This window comes from Thiomicrorhabdus immobilis, from assembly GCF_021654855.1.
In the GTDB taxonomy this organism is placed as follows: domain Bacteria; phylum Pseudomonadota; class Gammaproteobacteria; order Thiomicrospirales; family Thiomicrospiraceae; genus Thiomicrorhabdus; species Thiomicrorhabdus immobilis.
On sequence record NZ_AP024202.1, the window covers coordinates 1417196 to 1433752 of the forward strand.

Sequence of the window (16557 nt, forward strand, 5' to 3'; positions counted from 1 at the left end):
TCTCCAATTAATTTGCAGGCTATTTTAACGTATTAACAAAACGCTAACCTACAAAATAGAGCATCGATTTAAGAATACTACGTTGACAACAAGCGTTAGCAAAACAACAGCGAAACACTAATTTCAAAAGAACGGTGGAAAAATCCTGAAATATCCAATACCGTTATAGCAATACAGGTGGATTAATCAGGCCTGCTTGTTTTGTTTTAATTTGTTTTCAATCCAATCCAATTCCCTCAATCTTCAGACCCTATCTTTTTACAAAGTGAAAAACCACCCATTTATGATACAGGTAATGCAAATCATTATCATTTATATTTGACTTTAGTGAATTTTTCCTTATCATTCAATCTAAATGCAAATTATTAACATTTAGATTTACAAATAAACAAGGAAAACAACGTGAATAACAAAACATTGCTTTTAGCCTCCACACTAGCATCTATGACTCTTTCATCAACCTATGCAACGATGGCCTTTGCCGGAGAAAACTTACTTGGCTACACTAAGGGTTCAGAGCCCTTACCTAAGGGGGCATTGGAGTTTTATCAGATATTCACCCAACGAAGCGATAAAGGTCAAGGTAGCTACTCCGCCCTAGATAGCATCACTGAGTTGGAATATGGTGTCAGCAATCGATTCACCGTTTCCGGAGCCCTGATTGGTCGCTCGGTTGACACCAAGGGATTGATTATCGGTGGTTATCTGCCACAAGAAAAAACTCAAGGCCTAACCCTATCTGGTTTTGAAGCAACGGCCAAATACGCCTTTTTAACGCCCGCTTTAAATGATATTGGGCTGTCAACCAGTGTGGGCATTGAATATGACACCATCGACAAACACTCAGGCCAGGATAAAGAGACCATTTCGATCAACTTAGGGCTTCAGGCACAAAAGTATTTCATGGATGGGCAAATGGTTTGGTTGGGTAACCTTGACATGGAAACCACCCATGCAACCAGAGCCAAAATTGATGGAATTAATGATGAAGAAGAATGGCCAACCAACCCTGAAATGGAAATTGGCTTAGGGATGAGCACAGGTCTATCTTACCGTTTTGCCTCTAACTGGTCATTTGGTGCGGAAGCCTTGTATGAAATGGAATATGAAACTGAAGTCGGTCTAGAGCGCTGGTCGCTGTTTGCAGGTCCGTCCATCCACTATGGCGATAAACATTTCTGGTCAACCTTGACGTTTCTATCGCAAATTTCTGGAGGGGGGGAAACTTACGAAAACCAGTCAGACACCAATCTTCACCTGATTGAAAAAACGAAACAAGAGATAAAATTTAAGATTGGTTATAACTTTTAACTCTAATCCACGCTCCTAAAAACCCGCCCTTTTTATCAAGGGCTTTTCAATATATAGAAAATGGATCTTGAAAATGAAATCAATAGCTCCGCTATTTTTATTGCCTGTTGCCGCAATCACTTGTCCCGCCTATGGCATTCAGTACCTCAGTGTGCAACAAGCTCAGACCGCTCTTTATCCGCAAGCCAACCAGTTTACCGAAAACTTCATCGAATTGACTGCAACACAAAAAGAGCAGATTGAATCGATCAGTGATGTTCGCCAAAGATGGAAACAACAAAAAACCTGGAAAGCTTATAAAGGTGACGAGTTTTTGGGTTGGTTTATCGTAGACAAAGTGATTGGCAAACATGAATTCATCACCTATGCGGCGGCCATTTCAGCCCAAGGCGAAATCTTAAACATCGAGATAATGGATTACCGTGAAACCTATGGTGGCGAAGTCAATGAAGCCAGCTGGAAGTCGCATTTCAAAGGGGTAGATAAAAACAGCCCGTTAGAGTTGGAGCAAGACATACCGAATATTAGCGGTGCCACCCTGTCTTGCCGTAACGTTACCAATGGGGTAAAACGCCTACTTGCTTTATATGAAGTGGCTCTAAAACCATGAAAACCACCAATTACATTAAACGTATGAAACCCCTATTGGGCACCTTTGTAGAGGTGGGGATACTTGACTCGGAGACGAAGGATATCCATCAACAGAACCGCTATTTTGAGGTCGCATTCAAAGCGCTTCAGACCATTGCGAGCCAAATGAGCTTTCACCATGAAGACAGTGCCCTGTCTCAATTGAATAAATCACCACGAAGATGGGTTTCCTTACCAAAAGAAACCCTTAAGGTATTGGCTTTGGCCAAACAATTGGGAGAACAATCCGCCGAACTGTTTAACTGCACGGTGGGCGGCCATTTGGTACAAAACCAGAAATTACCCGATCACTTCCCACATCGGTTCAATTTGTCGGGTTCATCCATGGATATTGAAATCAAACAGAACCAAGCTCGACTGATCACCCCGGTATTAATCACCCTGGACGGTATCGCTAAAGGGTATGCCATTGACTTCGCATTGGAAAAACTCCAGTCTCTTGGGGTGCAGTCGGCCTGGATTAATGCTGGCGGAGATATCAAAGTGATTGGCGAAATAAAACTACCTATCCATCGTCGAAAAGTCTCGCAAACAAACTCGCTTGAGCCGCTAACCGAATTGACAAATTGTGCCTTGGCAACTTCTCAGATTAGCCGCGACCTAAGTGTTACGCTTCCAAGCCAAATTGTCGATACACAAGGAATCGAGGCGCAAGAAGGCTTGATCAGTGTCGCCACCAGCCAAGCTTGGCTAGCCGATGGCTTAACCAAAGTATTGGCACTGCTACCTGAAAATGAAAGACAGCAGATGGCTCATCAATTTTCTGCCGAATACTTCTGCTCGAAAGCAAGTTGAACAGGACGATTGCAAGCCGATTAAATTAAACAAAAATACACCAAAGATTTCCAGAGATTTTATGAACGGTTACCCTAAATTTTTTCTGCCATCCTTAATGGCAACCACAACGCTACTCTTCATCAGCGGCTTATTATTACTGCCATCGTTAATCATCTTTCGTTTGCAATGGGACATCGATTGGCTCATGGAGCTGCCTTTAAGCAGTGGCGACCTACGGCTTTGGACAACCGCAATACATGTTGTATTTGGCTGGTTAATGGTCTGGTTCATTGGAAGTTTATGGACGATTCACATTCGCAACCACTGGCGCAGAAAAGAGAACATCACAAGCGGACTGGTTTTCATGCTGTTTTGGGCGCTGATTATTTTCAGCAGTCTGTTTATTTACTACTCATCTAACGAGACGTTATCTGAATACAGCAGTTTAGTGCACAGCGTTTTGGGCATGCTTGTTCCACTTGGGTTATTCATACATCGTTATCACGGTAAAAAAAGCAGCAAACCGATTCCATGATTTTTCGACAAAAAAAAAGCTACCAGGCCTGGTAGCTTTCAAATTGAAATGATTTGGAACCGTTTGAAAATTGTTAAAACGGCTTAACCACCACCAATATGAGAATGACGGTGACTAACAATAGCGGAATCTCATTTGCCCAACGGTAGTAAACACCACTGTGGTCTAAATGCCCTTGCTGCATCTCCTGCATACGTTTTTTGGTCCACATATGGTAAGCCAGCATGAGAATCACAAAGACAATCTTGGCGTGTAGCCATCCCATGCCTTCGGCCAGAGGAAAATACGCCAACCACAACCAAATACCGGTACCCACCGCCAACATCATCATAATGGTCATAAAACCATAGAGTTTTTTCGCCATGATCGCTAAACGAGCAACGTCTTGACCGGCCTCTTTACCCTCAACAAAATGCACAAAAATTCTAGGCAGATAAAAAATCCCCGCCATCCAAGACATCATAAATAAAATATGAAAGGTTTTAAGCCATAACATGGGTATTTCTCCAAGGGTGATTTAATTTTTAGTATCATACCTGTTTTTTAAAAAACTAATAGTTGAGTCGTCATGAAAATCGAAAACAATAAAGTGGTACAAATCAAATACGTTCTTACCGATGCCGAAGGGAATCAGCTTGATGCTTCGGGTGACGAACCTTTAGCTTACCTACATGGTAACCATAATTTGATTCCTGGTTTAGAGGCCGAACTTACCGATAAACAAGCGGGTGATAAATTCACAGCAACCATTCCGGCTGAAGAGGCTTATGGTCCTGTCCAAGAACACCTTGTCCAATCTGGTGTGCCTATCGATATGTTTCAAGGCGTTGAATCTTTGGAAGTGGGCATGCGTTTTGAGGCCCAATCCGAACAAGGTTTCCACTCGGTGGTGATCACTGAAGTAAACGAAGAAACCGTTACGGTTGATGGCAACCATGAAATGGCTGGTATGGATTTAACCTTTGAGATTGAAGTGGTGGATGTACGTGATGCGACTGAAGAAGAGATTGCACACGGCCATGCACATGGCGTTGGCGGTCACCACCACTAAGCCCTTTTGAAAGACACCAGATAAGGCAGAATCAATTAGGCTACAAACCGTGCACAAAGTTCGCTGACACGTTATCATAGTCGGAACTTTTTAAATTATCTGCCATATGAATGGTGTTGAAAAGAGACCTTTTAGACTTAACGGATTTACCAGGAAATACAGAGATGAATATTCAAAAAGACAAAGTCGCCCTAATCGAATACACCTTAACGAATGAACATGGTGAGCAAATTGATGCTTCCAACGGCAATCCGCTTGCCTATTTACATGGTCATCACAATTTGATTCCTGGCCTTGAAGCTGAGCTAGAGGGTAAAAAAGTCGGTGACAAATTCACCACGACCATCGCCGCTGATCAAGCGTACGGTGAACGTGTCGATGCTTTGGTGCAAACCGTGCCTCAATCGATGTTTCAAGGCGTTGAAGAGTTGGAAATCGGTATGCGTTTTGAAGCTCAGTCAGAACAAGGTATGCACTCGGTTGAAATCACCCATATTGAAGACGACCAAATCACCGTTGATGGCAACCACCCGCTTGCAGGTCAGGCATTGACCTTTGAAGTTGAAGTCGTGGGTTTACGCGAATCGACTCCTGAAGAGCTTGAACATGGTCATGCACATGGCGAAGGTGGACATCACCACTAACATATTCGGTTATAACCGTTTCATAGCACTAAGCCCCGCCTCTCTGGGGCTTTTTCATACTTAGATTTCGATAGAACAGCCAGTTGCACCTAAAAAATACATCGCCAAGAATCCTCTTATCAGCTAACCCATACCGTATAAGCCGCAAACCGTTTCTAGCCCGATGCACACAAGCCCACTCTTTCTTATAGACAACTATTAAATACCTTTATTTTCAATCCCCCGCAAGCCGAGTAAAATCACCTCCTACCTTTACTTTACTTGAAAGAGCGGAAATTTGATTATGGAGAATCAGACCCTTGCCAAATTAGGCAATATTAATGAACCTTATCTTGGTAAGACACTAAAAGAATTGGATGCCCTCTCTTTTGCAGATAAGTTAATGACCATAACCCTGCCTTACCCGGCCAAAGGCAACGAAGCGGCAATTTCTCAAGCTATCCGCCAAATAATTGGCGAGGACTCTCATTCACAAATCGCATTTGAATATCAGATACGCCCTTCGGCAAGAGTTTCTGCAGAACAACCAGGCCTGGCCAATATCAAAAACATTATTGCGGTCTCTTCTGCAAAAGGGGGGGTCGGTAAATCCACGGTTACCGCCAACCTGGCTTTGGCCTTACAAGCCGAAGGGGCAAAAGTAGGTGTGTTAGACGCCGATTTATATGGTCCAAGCCAAGCTAAAATGTTTGGTATCGATGATTTACGCCCTGAAATCAACGGTGACAAAATCAAACCGATTAAAGCCCACGGAATCGAAATCGCCACCATCGCCAACCATATCACTCGTGAATACACTCCGCTGATTTGGCGTGGAGCGCAGTTGGATTCGGCGTTAAAAACCCTTTTGTTTAACACGGAATGGCCAGAACTGGATTATCTGGTGATTGACATGCCTCCAGGAACAGGAGATGTTCAACTGACCATTTCCCAGCAGATTCCAGTATCCGGTGCGGTGGTGGTCTCCACTCCGCAGGAGATTGCATTGCTGGATGCCAAAAAAGGGCTAAAGATGTTCCACCAGGTGGACGTTCCAGTATTGGGAGTGGTTGAAAACATGAATATGTTCATTTGTCCTAAATGCGGTCATGAAGAACATATCTTCGGTCATGATGGTGCGCAACTGATGTCTTTGCAATACATGGTCAACTTCTTAGGTTCTTTGCCGTTAGACAAACGTATTCAGGAGGAGACCGACAGCGGTAAACCGACTGTCATGGCTGAGCCGGAATCTAAGATTGCCCTTAACTTTAGAGAAATTGCACGCAAGGTGGCTTCGGCTCTATATATACAAGACAGTCAAGCTCCGGTGGTTCCGCAGACGGAAGAGCAGCTTAAAGCTCAGTCATCCAATCAAAAAACCATCCAATGGAATATTTAAGGTCATCTTTGATGTCACATAAAAAAGCGCCTTAACCGTGTAGTCGGTCAAGGCGCTTAACGACTCGATGTTTGTCATGCATACTTTGGCATCAAGAGACTTTTCAAAACAACCCAAAATCAACCCAAAATCCACTTACAGCCATTTCGATAAAAAACCTCGCCTATCCAATACTTCATTTTCATCAACCGCAATACCATCTTCGGTATTGTCTTTGGCTTGTTGTTCGGCTAATTGCCTAGCCGCCAATTCCTGCTCGACTTTTTCATAATGCGCTTTTCTGAAAGCTATCACCTCCGACCAAGCGGCAAAGGCTTTTTCATTATCCGCATACTTATCCATGATTTGCACCAAAGGCTGTAATAGATAATGGCCTAATTCAACGTGATAATTCAAATAGCCCTTTTGCTCAGCCCCGCCAATTTCAAACGTCTTTAAAGGCCCAATCACCATATAATCTTGATCAAGCCTTGCTTGAGCTTGCCACTCTTCCTCAATTTGCAAATCTTCCGTTAATTCAGCTAGAACCGGTACATAGAGATTGCACAACATCCAAGGTGTAAGTAAGAACCCGGTAATCCATCCATCCACAAATTTCACGCCACGTAACTCAACCTCAAGATTGTGATTGACCCCCATCCACTCATCCTCAAAATTTTTATGATAAGTGTTTTTGAAGGTGTCGATAATCAAGTCATGCGCCTCTTGTAAGGTTTTGGCTTGAATGAATTGCCAATCAGACTGACCAGGCCTGGTTGGTTGGTTGATTTCGCTTTTTTGGCTTGAATTTGACATCATTTCATCTCAAACAAGGCTTCTAAACGTTTGGCGTAGTCGCGATAGAAACTCAAATCAGCGTGAATGCGCACAGCCTTGGCAAACTTGGGAACCCAGCCATGTAAATGCTCTAGAATTTCTACCAGAAAGGCTTGCTGCTCGTTGTAATTCTCTAACACAAAGGCTAAAAACTCTAATTCGGAACCCAAATAATCTGCGGGTAACTCCGCATCAGGCTTGTATTGAACTTTATTGTATAAAGTCTGAATCGAAAACGTGCTGTCCCCGATCATGCGCCCTTCTGCCCATACCGATTCAAACGGCGCACATTCGGTTTTTGGGTGTCCGGACACAAACAAACGGGTATGCTCCATCTGCCATCTCTCCAATGGCGTTGAGGCAACCTCTTCAACCGCCTCTTTTGAGAGCCAATCCAGTTGAGGTGCAAGCTCTTGAATCGCTTCCATCGATTCTTCACATGGCTCGCCTAATAAACCGGCTAAAACAATCAATTCTTGGATTTTCTCTGACATATACTTTCCTTAGTTTTTGAGTCAACCGAACTCAATTCGGTTGATTCTTAAAACCTCATTCTAAATGCATAAAAGCACCCAACTTGAGTGCTTTTAGATAATTAAGGGTAAAGCGAATTTAGTTTAGCTTAAATTAAACTCACTTAACTTCATTTTGGATATGGCAGTTCCCAGATTCCGGCCAATAACATGTAATGACGAAGGATATACCCCCCAATCAAAACCAAGATAGCGGAAACAATGACCAAGAATCCATTGGTCGGTAACTTATGCGTTACCATGGCCAGGTTGATGATGAAAGGCAACAGTAAACCACCCACTACAAAACCATATAGCCAAACGGGATCACTCCATAGTAAATCATGAGATGCCTGAGCGTTTAATGAACCATTGAATAGGTAGAAGAAGAAACCCAAAACAATGATTAACTCAATACCAATCAACCAGGTATCGATCAATTCAAAACGGTGACGCAGTTCATGATCATTTTCTCGCACCACAACATATTGCAATACCAGCAAAGTCGCTAACGCGGTCGATACCGCCGACACGGTAAACAAAACTGGAATACCAGGGTTATGCCATAAGGCAACGGCTGGGAAAGACTGTAACAGCATACCCGTATAAACCGCCGTGAACACTGACATGAATACCGTACCCCAAGCCATTGGGCCAGCGTATTTGCTACCAAACCATTTAAAGAACTTCAGTAACTGACACCAGCCTAAAAATTTTGGTGTAGGAATATGCGGCAAAGTGTAAATAAGTCCCCAAACCATACCAAATATAATCGACCAGGTACCCCAGGCAATCCAGGAATCGGGCTTGTTAAACACTCCCAACAATACGTGCCAAACCGCCAGATGGTCTAACAGGTGATAGAACAACATGGCCGAACCGACCGACAACATCGCAAAACCTGTCAGGTTACCCCAAATCATCAGTAAGGTGTTATCCTGCCCAAAGGCTTTAACACGATGGATAATGGTTGAAATAGCCATTACCATCGCCCCCATCCCCCCTAAAAAGAGATAAACGGCAACTAACCAGTTCCATTGCTCTTGTCCGAAATAGAACATAATTTACGCCTCCTCTCTCAATAAGTCTGTTATTTGCGCATTTGGTGTGTTCGCAAATGGGCTATTGGCGTCAAAAGCCGCATGATGCTCGGTGTGTCCGTGCATATCCTCATTCTGTTTACGTTCGAATGTTGTGCCGTTTTCACCCCCCATCGGATGCAAACCACCTTCTGATTTTTGGCCATTGAAGGTGCCACGTTCAAAATGCACCGTCTGCTTTTTAACCGGAATATAGTAAACATTGGGTTTTGTGCCTAAATGGGCCATTAAGGGTTCTGCAATTCCAGAGTTGATGATTTGCGTCACCGGATCGTTTGGATTATCCAAGTCAGCAAACTGACGAGCATTCCCCACACAGGTTTCCACACAAGCCGGTAAACGGTTGTCTTCAACTCGGTCACGACAGAAGTTACATTTATCGACCCCTGGACGTGTTTTTTTCAGGGTTTCTTCACCAAATACCGCTTTCTTCTCGGTATTGTCATCGTAATCCAATGCATAACGGGCATCGTATGGGCAAGCCAAGGTACAGGCTTGACAGCCCATACACATATCGTCATCGACATCGACAATCCCGTTATCCATCTTGTAAGTCGCACCCGTTGGGCAAACCGTTACACAAGGAGGGTTATCGCAGTGGTTACATAAGCGCGGGAAGAAAACTCGCATGGCATCTTCATCGCTCTTACCCTTAGAAATATCATGTACCTGAGTACGCCATTTATCAGACCAGAACGGCGTTTGGTTTTCTACCGCACACGCCGCCATACAAGCGTTACAGCCAGTACAAGTGTTTAGGTCAATTAACATTGCATAATGAGCCATCCGTGACCTCCTTTAAACTTTTTCAACTTTGATAGTGAATTCTTGCGAACGGAAACCGGCCACCACTGGATCGACCTTGTAACCAATCACTTTATTGATTGCACTACCAAAACCAACTGCTCGGCTTAAGGCCGCGTTTTCCGTTCCGAAAGAGGAATACATAAAGACCGACTCTGGCTGAACTTGGTTGGTCACATAGGCTTTACCATCGACATTCAAGCTTTCATCTTCCAGGTTGGTGATTTTAATTTTGTCACCGGTTTTGATATTCAACTTATCCGCACGGGTTGGGTTAATCCAAATACCGGTGTAAATGTCTTCTTTGAATGTATTGATGGCCGACAATACCGGGTTGTTGGCGTTGGTAGAGCCATGCGAAACCGTCGGTGACTTACCATAAGTGAAGTAGAATTCACCGTCACCCAACATGCGGTCTTGTAAGACTTTCTCACCCAAAATCCCCGATGGGAAATGGGTGGCCAACACACCAAAGTTAGGCGCACGGGTTGTGCTGTTACCACGTATCATTTCAAATAAGCCTGAATAGAACTCGATACGTCCAGACTTGGTTGGTACGGGCATTTTTTGAGGCATGGCCGCTTCTTCAAGCAGTTCATCCATGGTTTTGATGTAATAAACCCCTTTTTCACGCAACACTTTCTCAAAAGTTTCCGGCGTTTCACCCACTTCATGTGCCGCATGTTCCATGCTCACACGGCGGTAAGCCGCCGCGATAGGTGCTGCTGTGCCCTTAGCTTGTTCTTCGGCCACATACTTTTTGGCTTTTTCGGCTGACAGGCCTGCTAGGTTATCGATGGTTTGATAATAGGCTTCAACCCCAGCTTTACCTGAAATGATTTCTGTCATTTTGAACATCACATCGGTCACTTCTTGGGTATCGTATAAAGGGTCAATCGCTTTGAAACGAGTGGTCAAACCTAAATCTTGGTTCACCCCGTTGCCGTAAACACCCGGTTCGTCACGCTCTAGATAAGTCGAGTTTGGAAGAATGACATCGGCATAAGCGGTGGTATCAGAAGGTAAAACATCCATACAGACCACACAACTGACGTTTTCATGGTTTAGCATCTCTTTCCAGTAAGAGTCCGGGAAATAGTGATGTACCGGGTTAGCGCCATTGATGAAGAATGCTTTGGTGAGGTATTTTTCACCCTTGTACTCCACCTCACCACGAACCGATTCAAACAGACCGGTATCGGCCATGACCGGTAAAGAGACCCAAGGTTTACCCGCGGCCTTTTGCTGTTCTGCAAACGCATACGCCCACGCCGGCTTACCATGATTGAAGTTTTTAGGGTTACTGAAGACATCGACCACCATCTCGGCGAATGGCATACCTGCCGTAGTGGCTAACGGATGAAGTTGTTTCTCACCTTTCATACGGGCTTCATGTGTGGTGTGCACTTTGTGACGTACTTCAGCGGCGTTAATCCAACCGCCTTTGCTGTCAATCCCGCCAATCAAGGCCTGCAACATCGCTTGAGTGCGGCGCAACATCTGCACGTTGTTATAACGTGCACCCATCCAGCCTGGATCGATAATCGCCGGTTTGATATGTGAGTACTCATAAGCGATACGCACGATATCTTCAGCTGGAATCGTGGTGGTTTTAGCCGCAAACTCAGGCGTGACATGTTTGATTTCATCCAACTGGGCTTCAAAAACCGTTTGCACCGCCTTACCTTTGACCATCACCCCTTCAGGTAATCTCAAGGCGGGAATGATACGCTGACCGTTAATGTCCAATTCATTGGCGTTGTCGTGCGATTTCACTTTTTGAACCGAAGCCGTGACTTCATCATAAACCGAGAAATTGCCGTTTTCATCGCGAATAATTTGCCATTCACCCTCCGCGTCTTTTTCAATCAAGAACGGTAAGTTGGTGTGTTTAGTACAGAACGATTTGTCATAGTAATCTTTAGACATGATTTCATTCATCATCGCCATGGCAAAATCTAAATCGGTACCCGGACGAATGCGCACCCACTCATCGGCCTTGGCCGCGGTTTCCGATAAACGCGGGTCTAACACCACAATTTTAGCACCGCGCTGAATCCCTTCGGCCGCACGTACCACACGAGCTGTTGAAACAGCCCCCATGGAACCGTTATTGGCGATATACATGATGTAACGTGCATTATCAAAATCAGGTAGGATTTCATCGTGGATATTGAAGTTACCGGTTACCGCATCGGTTCCTAAGTGACCGGTCGTCACACAATGCTGCATCGGGGATGCCACAATGTTTGGAATTTGGTTAGCCATGGAGAAAGCTACCGCCCAGTTCATATAGAACACACAGTTGGTCCAGCCGCCTACCGTGGTCCACTCCCAAGGCTTGACCTCTTTGGTGTTCTTGGCGATGTATTCGTACACCTCTTCCCAAGTTGCTTTACGGAAAGCCATCTCACCACGCTTAGAGCCTTCAACACGAATCATCGGTGTCTTGAGACGGTCGGTATCGTAAGTTTGGAATAAACCGGATTGACCACGCGCACAAGCACGACCTCGGTTTAGGGTTGAGTGCGGGTTACCCTCCAACTTAACAATGCGACTGGTTTCACCATCTGTTAAGGAGCGAATCTCGATATTACACAAAGAAGAACAAAAGTTGCAGATCGTATAATCTAATTTTTCTTTCATCTGTTTGCGCTTGCTGTCCGCAAACATCAAATCATCCCACGAAGGTAGATGTGCTGAAGCGATTTTAGAACCTGATAAAGCGCCGATTGCTGTTGTTGCAGCAGCACCTTGGATGAAGGTTCTTCGAGTGAGTTTTGGAAATGACCATGCCATAAAACTTTTCCCTGTTTTTGACTAATAATATGCATTTTGACGTTGTCGAGTATAAGCAGGTGCTTATGACAATTAAAATCACTTATATTAATAAGGGAAAATAAATTTTATGTATAAATAAACCCAGTAAATAACTGGGTTTTTAATGATAACCCTATGGAATAAGGGTTTCGCAGCTAAAAAAAAACCCAAGATAGAATCTTGGGTTTTCTATTCAAGCTTTATTTAAAAAGTATTTAAACAAAAACTTGATTGAAAGTAATATTGGAAACTAACCTTTCCAAGTGTTTTCGATAGAGGACTGTCCTTTAAATGGCATGATCCACATCTGATAAAGTGACGTGAATAACATGATTGCTGCCGCCACACTGTAACCAAAACCACCAATAATCACAAAGTAAGCAAAGTTGGGGTTCATTTTGGTTAACCACCAAGAAGCGATATCGACAATTAAGAAAGCGAACGGTATAAAAATAATCACCGCTTTAATCCAAGGTCTAAAACCAACCGCCATAGAGAAGATTAAACCGACAAAGAAGAAGATAAATGAGATACCGAACAAGTGGATATGAGAAACACGCGTTAATGAGCCGATTTCAGCACCATGGTCTACTGCAGCAATCTCTTTAATGACATCGTATTTGGTGACATTCGGTAACGTTGGAATATTGACATGACACATGGCACATTTTGCATCAACAATCGGTTTGATTGTTGAGTTCCAGGTTGCTTCATCTGCACCTTCTCGAGCCCACTTAATCATGGTTAAGTTCTCTTCAGGTGTCGCTTTATCCTTCATGGAGCCATGTAATTTACTTTCAAGTTTAGAACCATTACGGTTACCGTAGTAACTGTAAACGATGTCATCTACCGATAAACCAAACTTTCCGTCAGCCATACCGTGAGTCAACATGATTTGGGCTCCCGCCATCATCAATCCCAAACCTACTACAAAAATATACCCTGTAAAAAGAGCCTTCACTGACAAGGACAAGCCAGGTAGGTTCAACCAAGAACTTTCTTTCATATTAACTCCATTAAATTGGTATGGTTATTAAGTCAGCACTTATGATAAGTCCAAGGTATCGGGTTTTCATAAGCAATTTTTTCTATTCTTTTCTAATAAAATTATTAATGAAGAGATAAAGACTTATTCCGCTAGTCTGAAAGCTTCCAGTCACTTTCACCAACTAAACCTTTTTATTAATAATAAAAACTACTTATACCAATAGGATAAATCCACTATTTTTGGAGAGAAATCAACGGCGGGAACCGATCCAACAATCCGAAGATGTAAAGAGAACTAGGGTTTATCGATAATATAATCTTCGTAATCAAGTCCTGGACAATCCACCACCACGGGAATGGCACTCAATCCGACCCCCGCCTTTTTCATCGAATTCGCCGTACCGGAAACCAGTGGATGCCAGTCAGCCAATCCTTGACCTCTATAAATCATACGATAAGCACAAGTGTCGGGTAGCCAATCAAACTCCGCCACCCGCTCCAAAGTGAGCTGCACACATGTGGGTACATTGACGGAACGGTTTTCATAATCTTTACAAGCCCCTGTCTCCTTATCTGAATAAGGGCAAACGACCGAGGTATAGACAATTTCATCCGTTTCATCATCTTGCAATTTGGTCAAGCAACAAAGCCCACAGCCATCACACAGCGACTCCCACTCCGATTGTGTCATCTCATCCAAGGTTTTCGTTTCCCAAAAAGGTTTTTGCTTGCTGTTCATAATGCTCTCTGATCGTTATCGGTATTGTGTATTTATCTTATTTGAAATAAGTCCAAGGGGTTTGCCACGCCTTCAACAATTTTTGGCAGTCGGCCTGTAAAAAACGCTGTCCTTCATCCGGCTGGCAGATAAACTCATAAGGCGTCTGCTGTAGTTCAAAACGTATGGCATACGCATGTAGATAGCCTCTATCTTCGAGTTTAGCCCGGTTTGCATCGCCATAACGTGCGTCGCCGCAAATAGGCGCTGAAAGGCTTTTCATGGCGACACGTAATTGATGGGTTTTACCCGTTTTTGGTTTTAAAAGGAACAGGCGTTCCCCCGGATGAATCAATGCGCTGATAAATTGCGTCACCGCCGGATTGGTTTGGGTTTTGGTTAACATCCAAGACCCACGGCGTGCCGCAACCATGTCCCCTTTAATCCAACCTTGTTTCTTTTTAGGTTTTTGATCCGATATCGCAATGTAAAATTTTTCGACCAAATGGTTTTCAAACATTCGTTGAAACCGTTGCGCCGTCGGCTTATTTAAAGCCAATATCAATAAACCGGATGTCATCTTGTCCAGACGATGTACCGGATAGATTTCTGATAAATTCAACTGCTGTTGAACCAACACGACCAGGCCTGGTAGCTCTTCGCTATGGAAATTCACACCGGCAGGCTTATTCACCACGATAAAGTCGTTATTTTGATAAAGGATTGAAATCACGTGTTTTGGGTATCACTCATTGTCGTTAATGTAAACTCAGCCGTTTGTAGGGTTTGTCCATTAATAATTAATTCGATCTTGTGCAGGCCTGGTAAGTAGTTGCGAGTGCTGATTGGCTTGAAGTTATGCTGTAAATGAAACGTACGATATTCCGTTTGATAGTCAGATTCAGCAAGTTTGAAAACTTTTCGATACGGTACTTGCGACTTTCTTAAAAACCATAATGCATATTCTAACCGCAACAAACCCATCGGTTTGTTGGATGTTAGATTAAATTGCCCATGTAACTTCTCACCAATGGCCACCTTGGTATCCAACTGCCAGTCACTTAACCTTAAGTGGCTGACGTCACCATAACCCATCAACATCAAAGCCCGACTGTCACCTTGTTTCAGCAGGGTTCTTAAACCATGTTTAATGATCCACTGTGTTTCTGTACAAGCATTGAGCATCCAGGTTTCCGCTAAATCTAAAACCCATTCACGCTGAGTTTTACTTAAATCATTGATTAAATTGGCTACACTTTTTTGCACATAACGACTTGAATCGGATTTTAGATTTTCGAGGATCGGCCTAACCCAATCCGGATTTTTCGCAATCCACGGTAGATGTGTCGCCCAAGGCAACCTCGGCCGCACTCCTTCACTGGCAAGGCGCCTTAAATGCGCATCATCACTTTTAGACCAAATTAATAATTGTTGTTTACTCTGTTCCGGATATTGATTGATAAACACCCTTATCGCATATTCGGCCGTACTGTTTTGGGTAAACAACGCCAAAGCCTGCATAGAAGCCTCAAACTCATCTAAACCATAGAGTTCAACAAAATCCGCAAAAATAAAATGGAACAGACCGGAGAATTCAACCGAAACCATCTGTAATAACGACAAAGACTCCCTGTAGGAAGAATTTAAGGAGCGGTTTAACTGCTTAGAGAGTTTTCTAACCCGTTGCTTTAAACCAAGTTCAGGCCAACTACCATCCAATATCGCGTTTTCAAATTCATTGGCATCGAACTCCGGTTTCAATTGCTTGACCAGGCCTGTCAATTTTTTGATTTTTACTACATCGATTTCATTTTTCAACAATTCTGCCATATAAATTATCTTTTATTTTCAAACAGTTAACATTTAAAAAAGTTATTAAACCTAAAACTGGCACAGCCCTTGATATAGGAGGTATTGTAAAAGCAAAAAATATCGTAAAACTGTCGATTAATTGACACTTTTACAGATAAAGAATAAAAGGAAACTCACCATGTCGACCATGAATACCACACAAAAAATTCAAACTTGTTTAGAGTTTATCGATCAGCGTTTAGAAACCACTTCTGAACAGACGATTCAAATTGCTGAAATGATTATTGCCGATATCAAACATTTAACCGAGGGTTACCAAGCGGCCATTGAGAGCGGTAATCTACAAAGTCATTCAGAATTGGTTAGAGCCACACAGATGAACTGGGTCAATCAATTACATGACATCATTCTGGAACAGACCAACCGCGATTTGAACGGTCAGGTGATTATCGCATTACAAAAATTTGTAAATAGTTTGAATGAAAACCAACTCAAACACTACCCTTTTGAACTACCTAGTGCGGTAGCCAGCAAGCAACCACATGAACATGACTATTTAACACAAGACGAAATCGATATCTTGATGGGTCAGCAAAACCTATTTAACGATATGGTTACTCACTGAACAACCTAACGTA

18 protein-coding genes are annotated in these 16557 nt (G+C 43.3%); 8 read left to right on the forward strand and 10 right to left on the reverse strand.

All coding sequences use genetic code 11. The annotated features are described in order from the left end of the window. Positions 1–402: 402 nt before the first annotated feature. From L6421_RS06395 to L6421_RS06410, 4 genes are all read left to right on the forward strand, one after another. Positions 403–1311 carry a DUF6662 family protein gene (locus L6421_RS06395; RefSeq protein ID WP_237260623.1) on the forward strand — a complete coding sequence of 303 codons (909 nt, stop codon included), beginning with the start codon at positions 403–405 and terminating at the stop codon, positions 1309–1311. Between the two features lie 73 nt (positions 1312–1384). After that, a complete protein-coding gene (locus L6421_RS06400) occupies positions 1385–1921 on the forward strand; it encodes an FMN-binding protein (RefSeq protein WP_237260625.1) in 537 nt (178 codons plus the stop codon). Further along, positions 1918–2757, forward strand: coding sequence for an FAD:protein FMN transferase (locus L6421_RS06405; RefSeq protein ID WP_237260627.1), 840 nt, complete (start codon positions 1918–1920; stop codon positions 2755–2757). The genes L6421_RS06400 and L6421_RS06405 overlap by 4 nt, the downstream gene beginning before the upstream one ends. Before the next feature lie 61 nt (positions 2758–2818). Beyond that, positions 2819–3274, forward strand: coding sequence for a hypothetical protein (locus L6421_RS06410; protein ID WP_237260628.1), 456 nt, complete (start codon positions 2819–2821; stop codon positions 3272–3274). A gap of 73 nt (positions 3275–3347) precedes the next feature. Here the strand turns inward: L6421_RS06410 and L6421_RS06415 are convergent, their stop codons facing one another. Then, a complete protein-coding gene (locus L6421_RS06415) occupies positions 3348–3770 on the reverse strand; it encodes a CopD family protein (RefSeq protein WP_237260629.1) in 423 nt (140 codons plus the stop codon). A gap of 72 nt (positions 3771–3842) precedes the next feature. Here L6421_RS06415 and L6421_RS06420 point away from each other — a divergent pair, with 72 nt between their 5' ends. From L6421_RS06420 to apbC, 3 genes are all read left to right on the forward strand, one after another. Next, positions 3843–4325 (forward strand): FKBP-type peptidyl-prolyl cis-trans isomerase, encoded by a 483-nt coding sequence (locus L6421_RS06420; RefSeq protein WP_237260630.1) that lies wholly within the window; start codon positions 3843–3845, stop codon positions 4323–4325. A 164-nt stretch (positions 4326–4489) separates the two neighbouring features. Then, positions 4490–4969: a peptidylprolyl isomerase gene (gene slyD / locus L6421_RS06425; RefSeq protein WP_237260631.1), complete on the forward strand. Its 480-nt coding sequence runs from the start codon at positions 4490–4492 to the stop codon at positions 4967–4969. A 283-nt stretch (positions 4970–5252) separates the two neighbouring features. Then, positions 5253–6350: an iron-sulfur cluster carrier protein ApbC gene (apbC, locus tag L6421_RS06430; protein WP_237260633.1), complete on the forward strand. Its 1098-nt coding sequence runs from the start codon at positions 5253–5255 to the stop codon at positions 6348–6350. A gap of 135 nt (positions 6351–6485) precedes the next feature. Here apbC and hybE read toward each other — a convergent pair whose 3' ends face one another. The 9 genes from hybE to L6421_RS06475 all read right to left on the reverse strand — a co-directional run bounded on the left by hybE (position 6486) and on the right by L6421_RS06475 (position 15937). Then, positions 6486–7145 carry a [NiFe]-hydrogenase assembly chaperone HybE gene (hybE, locus tag L6421_RS06435; protein WP_237260635.1) on the reverse strand — a complete coding sequence of 220 codons (660 nt, stop codon included), beginning with the start codon at positions 7143–7145 and terminating at the stop codon, positions 6486–6488. Beyond that, the gene (locus L6421_RS06440) at positions 7145–7660 is read right to left on the reverse strand and encodes a TorD/DmsD family molecular chaperone (protein ID WP_237260637.1); all 516 of its coding nucleotides are present in this window, start codon (positions 7658–7660) and stop codon (positions 7145–7147) included. The genes hybE and L6421_RS06440 overlap by 1 nt, the downstream gene beginning before the upstream one ends. Before the next feature lie 149 nt (positions 7661–7809). Beyond that, on the reverse strand, positions 7810–8739 hold the full coding sequence (gene nrfD, locus L6421_RS06445; protein ID WP_237260639.1) for an NrfD/PsrC family molybdoenzyme membrane anchor subunit: 930 nt from the start codon (positions 8737–8739) through the stop codon (positions 7810–7812). Between the two features lie 3 nt (positions 8740–8742). Beyond that, on the reverse strand, positions 8743–9564 hold the full coding sequence (locus tag L6421_RS06450) for a 4Fe-4S dicluster domain-containing protein (protein ID WP_237260641.1): 822 nt from the start codon (positions 9562–9564) through the stop codon (positions 8743–8745). 12 nt (positions 9565–9576) lie between these two features. Then, positions 9577–12381: a molybdopterin-dependent oxidoreductase gene (locus L6421_RS06455; RefSeq protein ID WP_237260643.1), complete on the reverse strand. Its 2805-nt coding sequence runs from the start codon at positions 12379–12381 to the stop codon at positions 9577–9579. A gap of 271 nt (positions 12382–12652) precedes the next feature. Then, positions 12653–13408 carry an Aq_1264-related membrane protein gene (locus tag L6421_RS06460; RefSeq protein WP_237260645.1) on the reverse strand — a complete coding sequence of 252 codons (756 nt, stop codon included), beginning with the start codon at positions 13406–13408 and terminating at the stop codon, positions 12653–12655. A 276-nt stretch (positions 13409–13684) separates the two neighbouring features. Continuing rightward, positions 13685–14128, reverse strand: a complete 444-nt coding sequence (locus L6421_RS06465) for a YcgN family cysteine cluster protein (RefSeq protein ID WP_237260647.1) — start codon at positions 14126–14128, stop codon at positions 13685–13687. Positions 14129–14165: 37 nt separating this feature from the next. Further along, complete coding sequence (locus L6421_RS06470; protein ID WP_237260650.1) at positions 14166–14840, reverse strand: TIGR01621 family pseudouridine synthase; 675 nt, start codon at positions 14838–14840, stop codon at positions 14166–14168. Then, positions 14837–15937 (reverse strand): DNA alkylation repair protein, encoded by a 1101-nt coding sequence (locus L6421_RS06475; RefSeq protein ID WP_237260652.1) that lies wholly within the window; start codon positions 15935–15937, stop codon positions 14837–14839. The genes L6421_RS06470 and L6421_RS06475 overlap by 4 nt, the downstream gene beginning before the upstream one ends. A 160-nt stretch (positions 15938–16097) precedes the next feature. On the opposite strand from L6421_RS06475, the gene L6421_RS06480 reads away from it, so the two are divergent. After that, entirely contained in the window at positions 16098–16544 is a 447-nt protein-coding gene (locus L6421_RS06480; RefSeq protein ID WP_237260654.1) for a hypothetical protein, read from the forward strand. The last annotated feature ends 13 nt before the right edge of the window (positions 16545–16557 follow it).

Coding starts and splice junctions, on each gene's coding strand:
- L6421_RS06400 (WP_237260625.1), top strand. CDS start 1,385: ATGAAATCAATAGCTCCGCTATTTTTATTGCCTGTTGCCGCAATCACT.
- L6421_RS06405 (WP_237260627.1), top strand. CDS start 1,918: ATGAAAACCACCAATTACATTAAACGTATGAAACCCCTATTGGGCACC.
- L6421_RS06410 (WP_237260628.1), top strand. CDS start 2,819: ATGAACGGTTACCCTAAATTTTTTCTGCCATCCTTAATGGCAACCACA.
- L6421_RS06415 (WP_237260629.1), bottom strand. CDS start 3,770: ATGTTATGGCTTAAAACCTTTCATATTTTATTTATGATGTCTTGGATG.
- L6421_RS06420 (WP_237260630.1), top strand. CDS start 3,843: ATGAAAATCGAAAACAATAAAGTGGTACAAATCAAATACGTTCTTACC.
- slyD (WP_237260631.1), top strand. CDS start 4,490: ATGAATATTCAAAAAGACAAAGTCGCCCTAATCGAATACACCTTAACG.
- apbC (WP_237260633.1), top strand. CDS start 5,253: ATGGAGAATCAGACCCTTGCCAAATTAGGCAATATTAATGAACCTTAT.
- hybE (WP_237260635.1), bottom strand. CDS start 7,145: ATGTCAAATTCAAGCCAAAAAAGCGAAATCAACCAACCAACCAGGCCT.
- L6421_RS06440 (WP_237260637.1), bottom strand. CDS start 7,660: ATGTCAGAGAAAATCCAAGAATTGATTGTTTTAGCCGGTTTATTAGGC.
- nrfD (WP_237260639.1), bottom strand. CDS start 8,739: ATGTTCTATTTCGGACAAGAGCAATGGAACTGGTTAGTTGCCGTTTAT.
- L6421_RS06450 (WP_237260641.1), bottom strand. CDS start 9,564: ATGGCTCATTATGCAATGTTAATTGACCTAAACACTTGTACTGGCTGT.
- L6421_RS06455 (WP_237260643.1), bottom strand. CDS start 12,381: ATGGCATGGTCATTTCCAAAACTCACTCGAAGAACCTTCATCCAAGGT.
- L6421_RS06460 (WP_237260645.1), bottom strand. CDS start 13,408: ATGAAAGAAAGTTCTTGGTTGAACCTACCTGGCTTGTCCTTGTCAGTG.
- L6421_RS06465 (WP_237260647.1), bottom strand. CDS start 14,128: ATGAACAGCAAGCAAAAACCTTTTTGGGAAACGAAAACCTTGGATGAG.
- L6421_RS06475 (WP_237260652.1), bottom strand. CDS start 15,937: ATGGCAGAATTGTTGAAAAATGAAATCGATGTAGTAAAAATCAAAAAA.
- L6421_RS06480 (WP_237260654.1), top strand. CDS start 16,098: ATGTCGACCATGAATACCACACAAAAAATTCAAACTTGTTTAGAGTTT.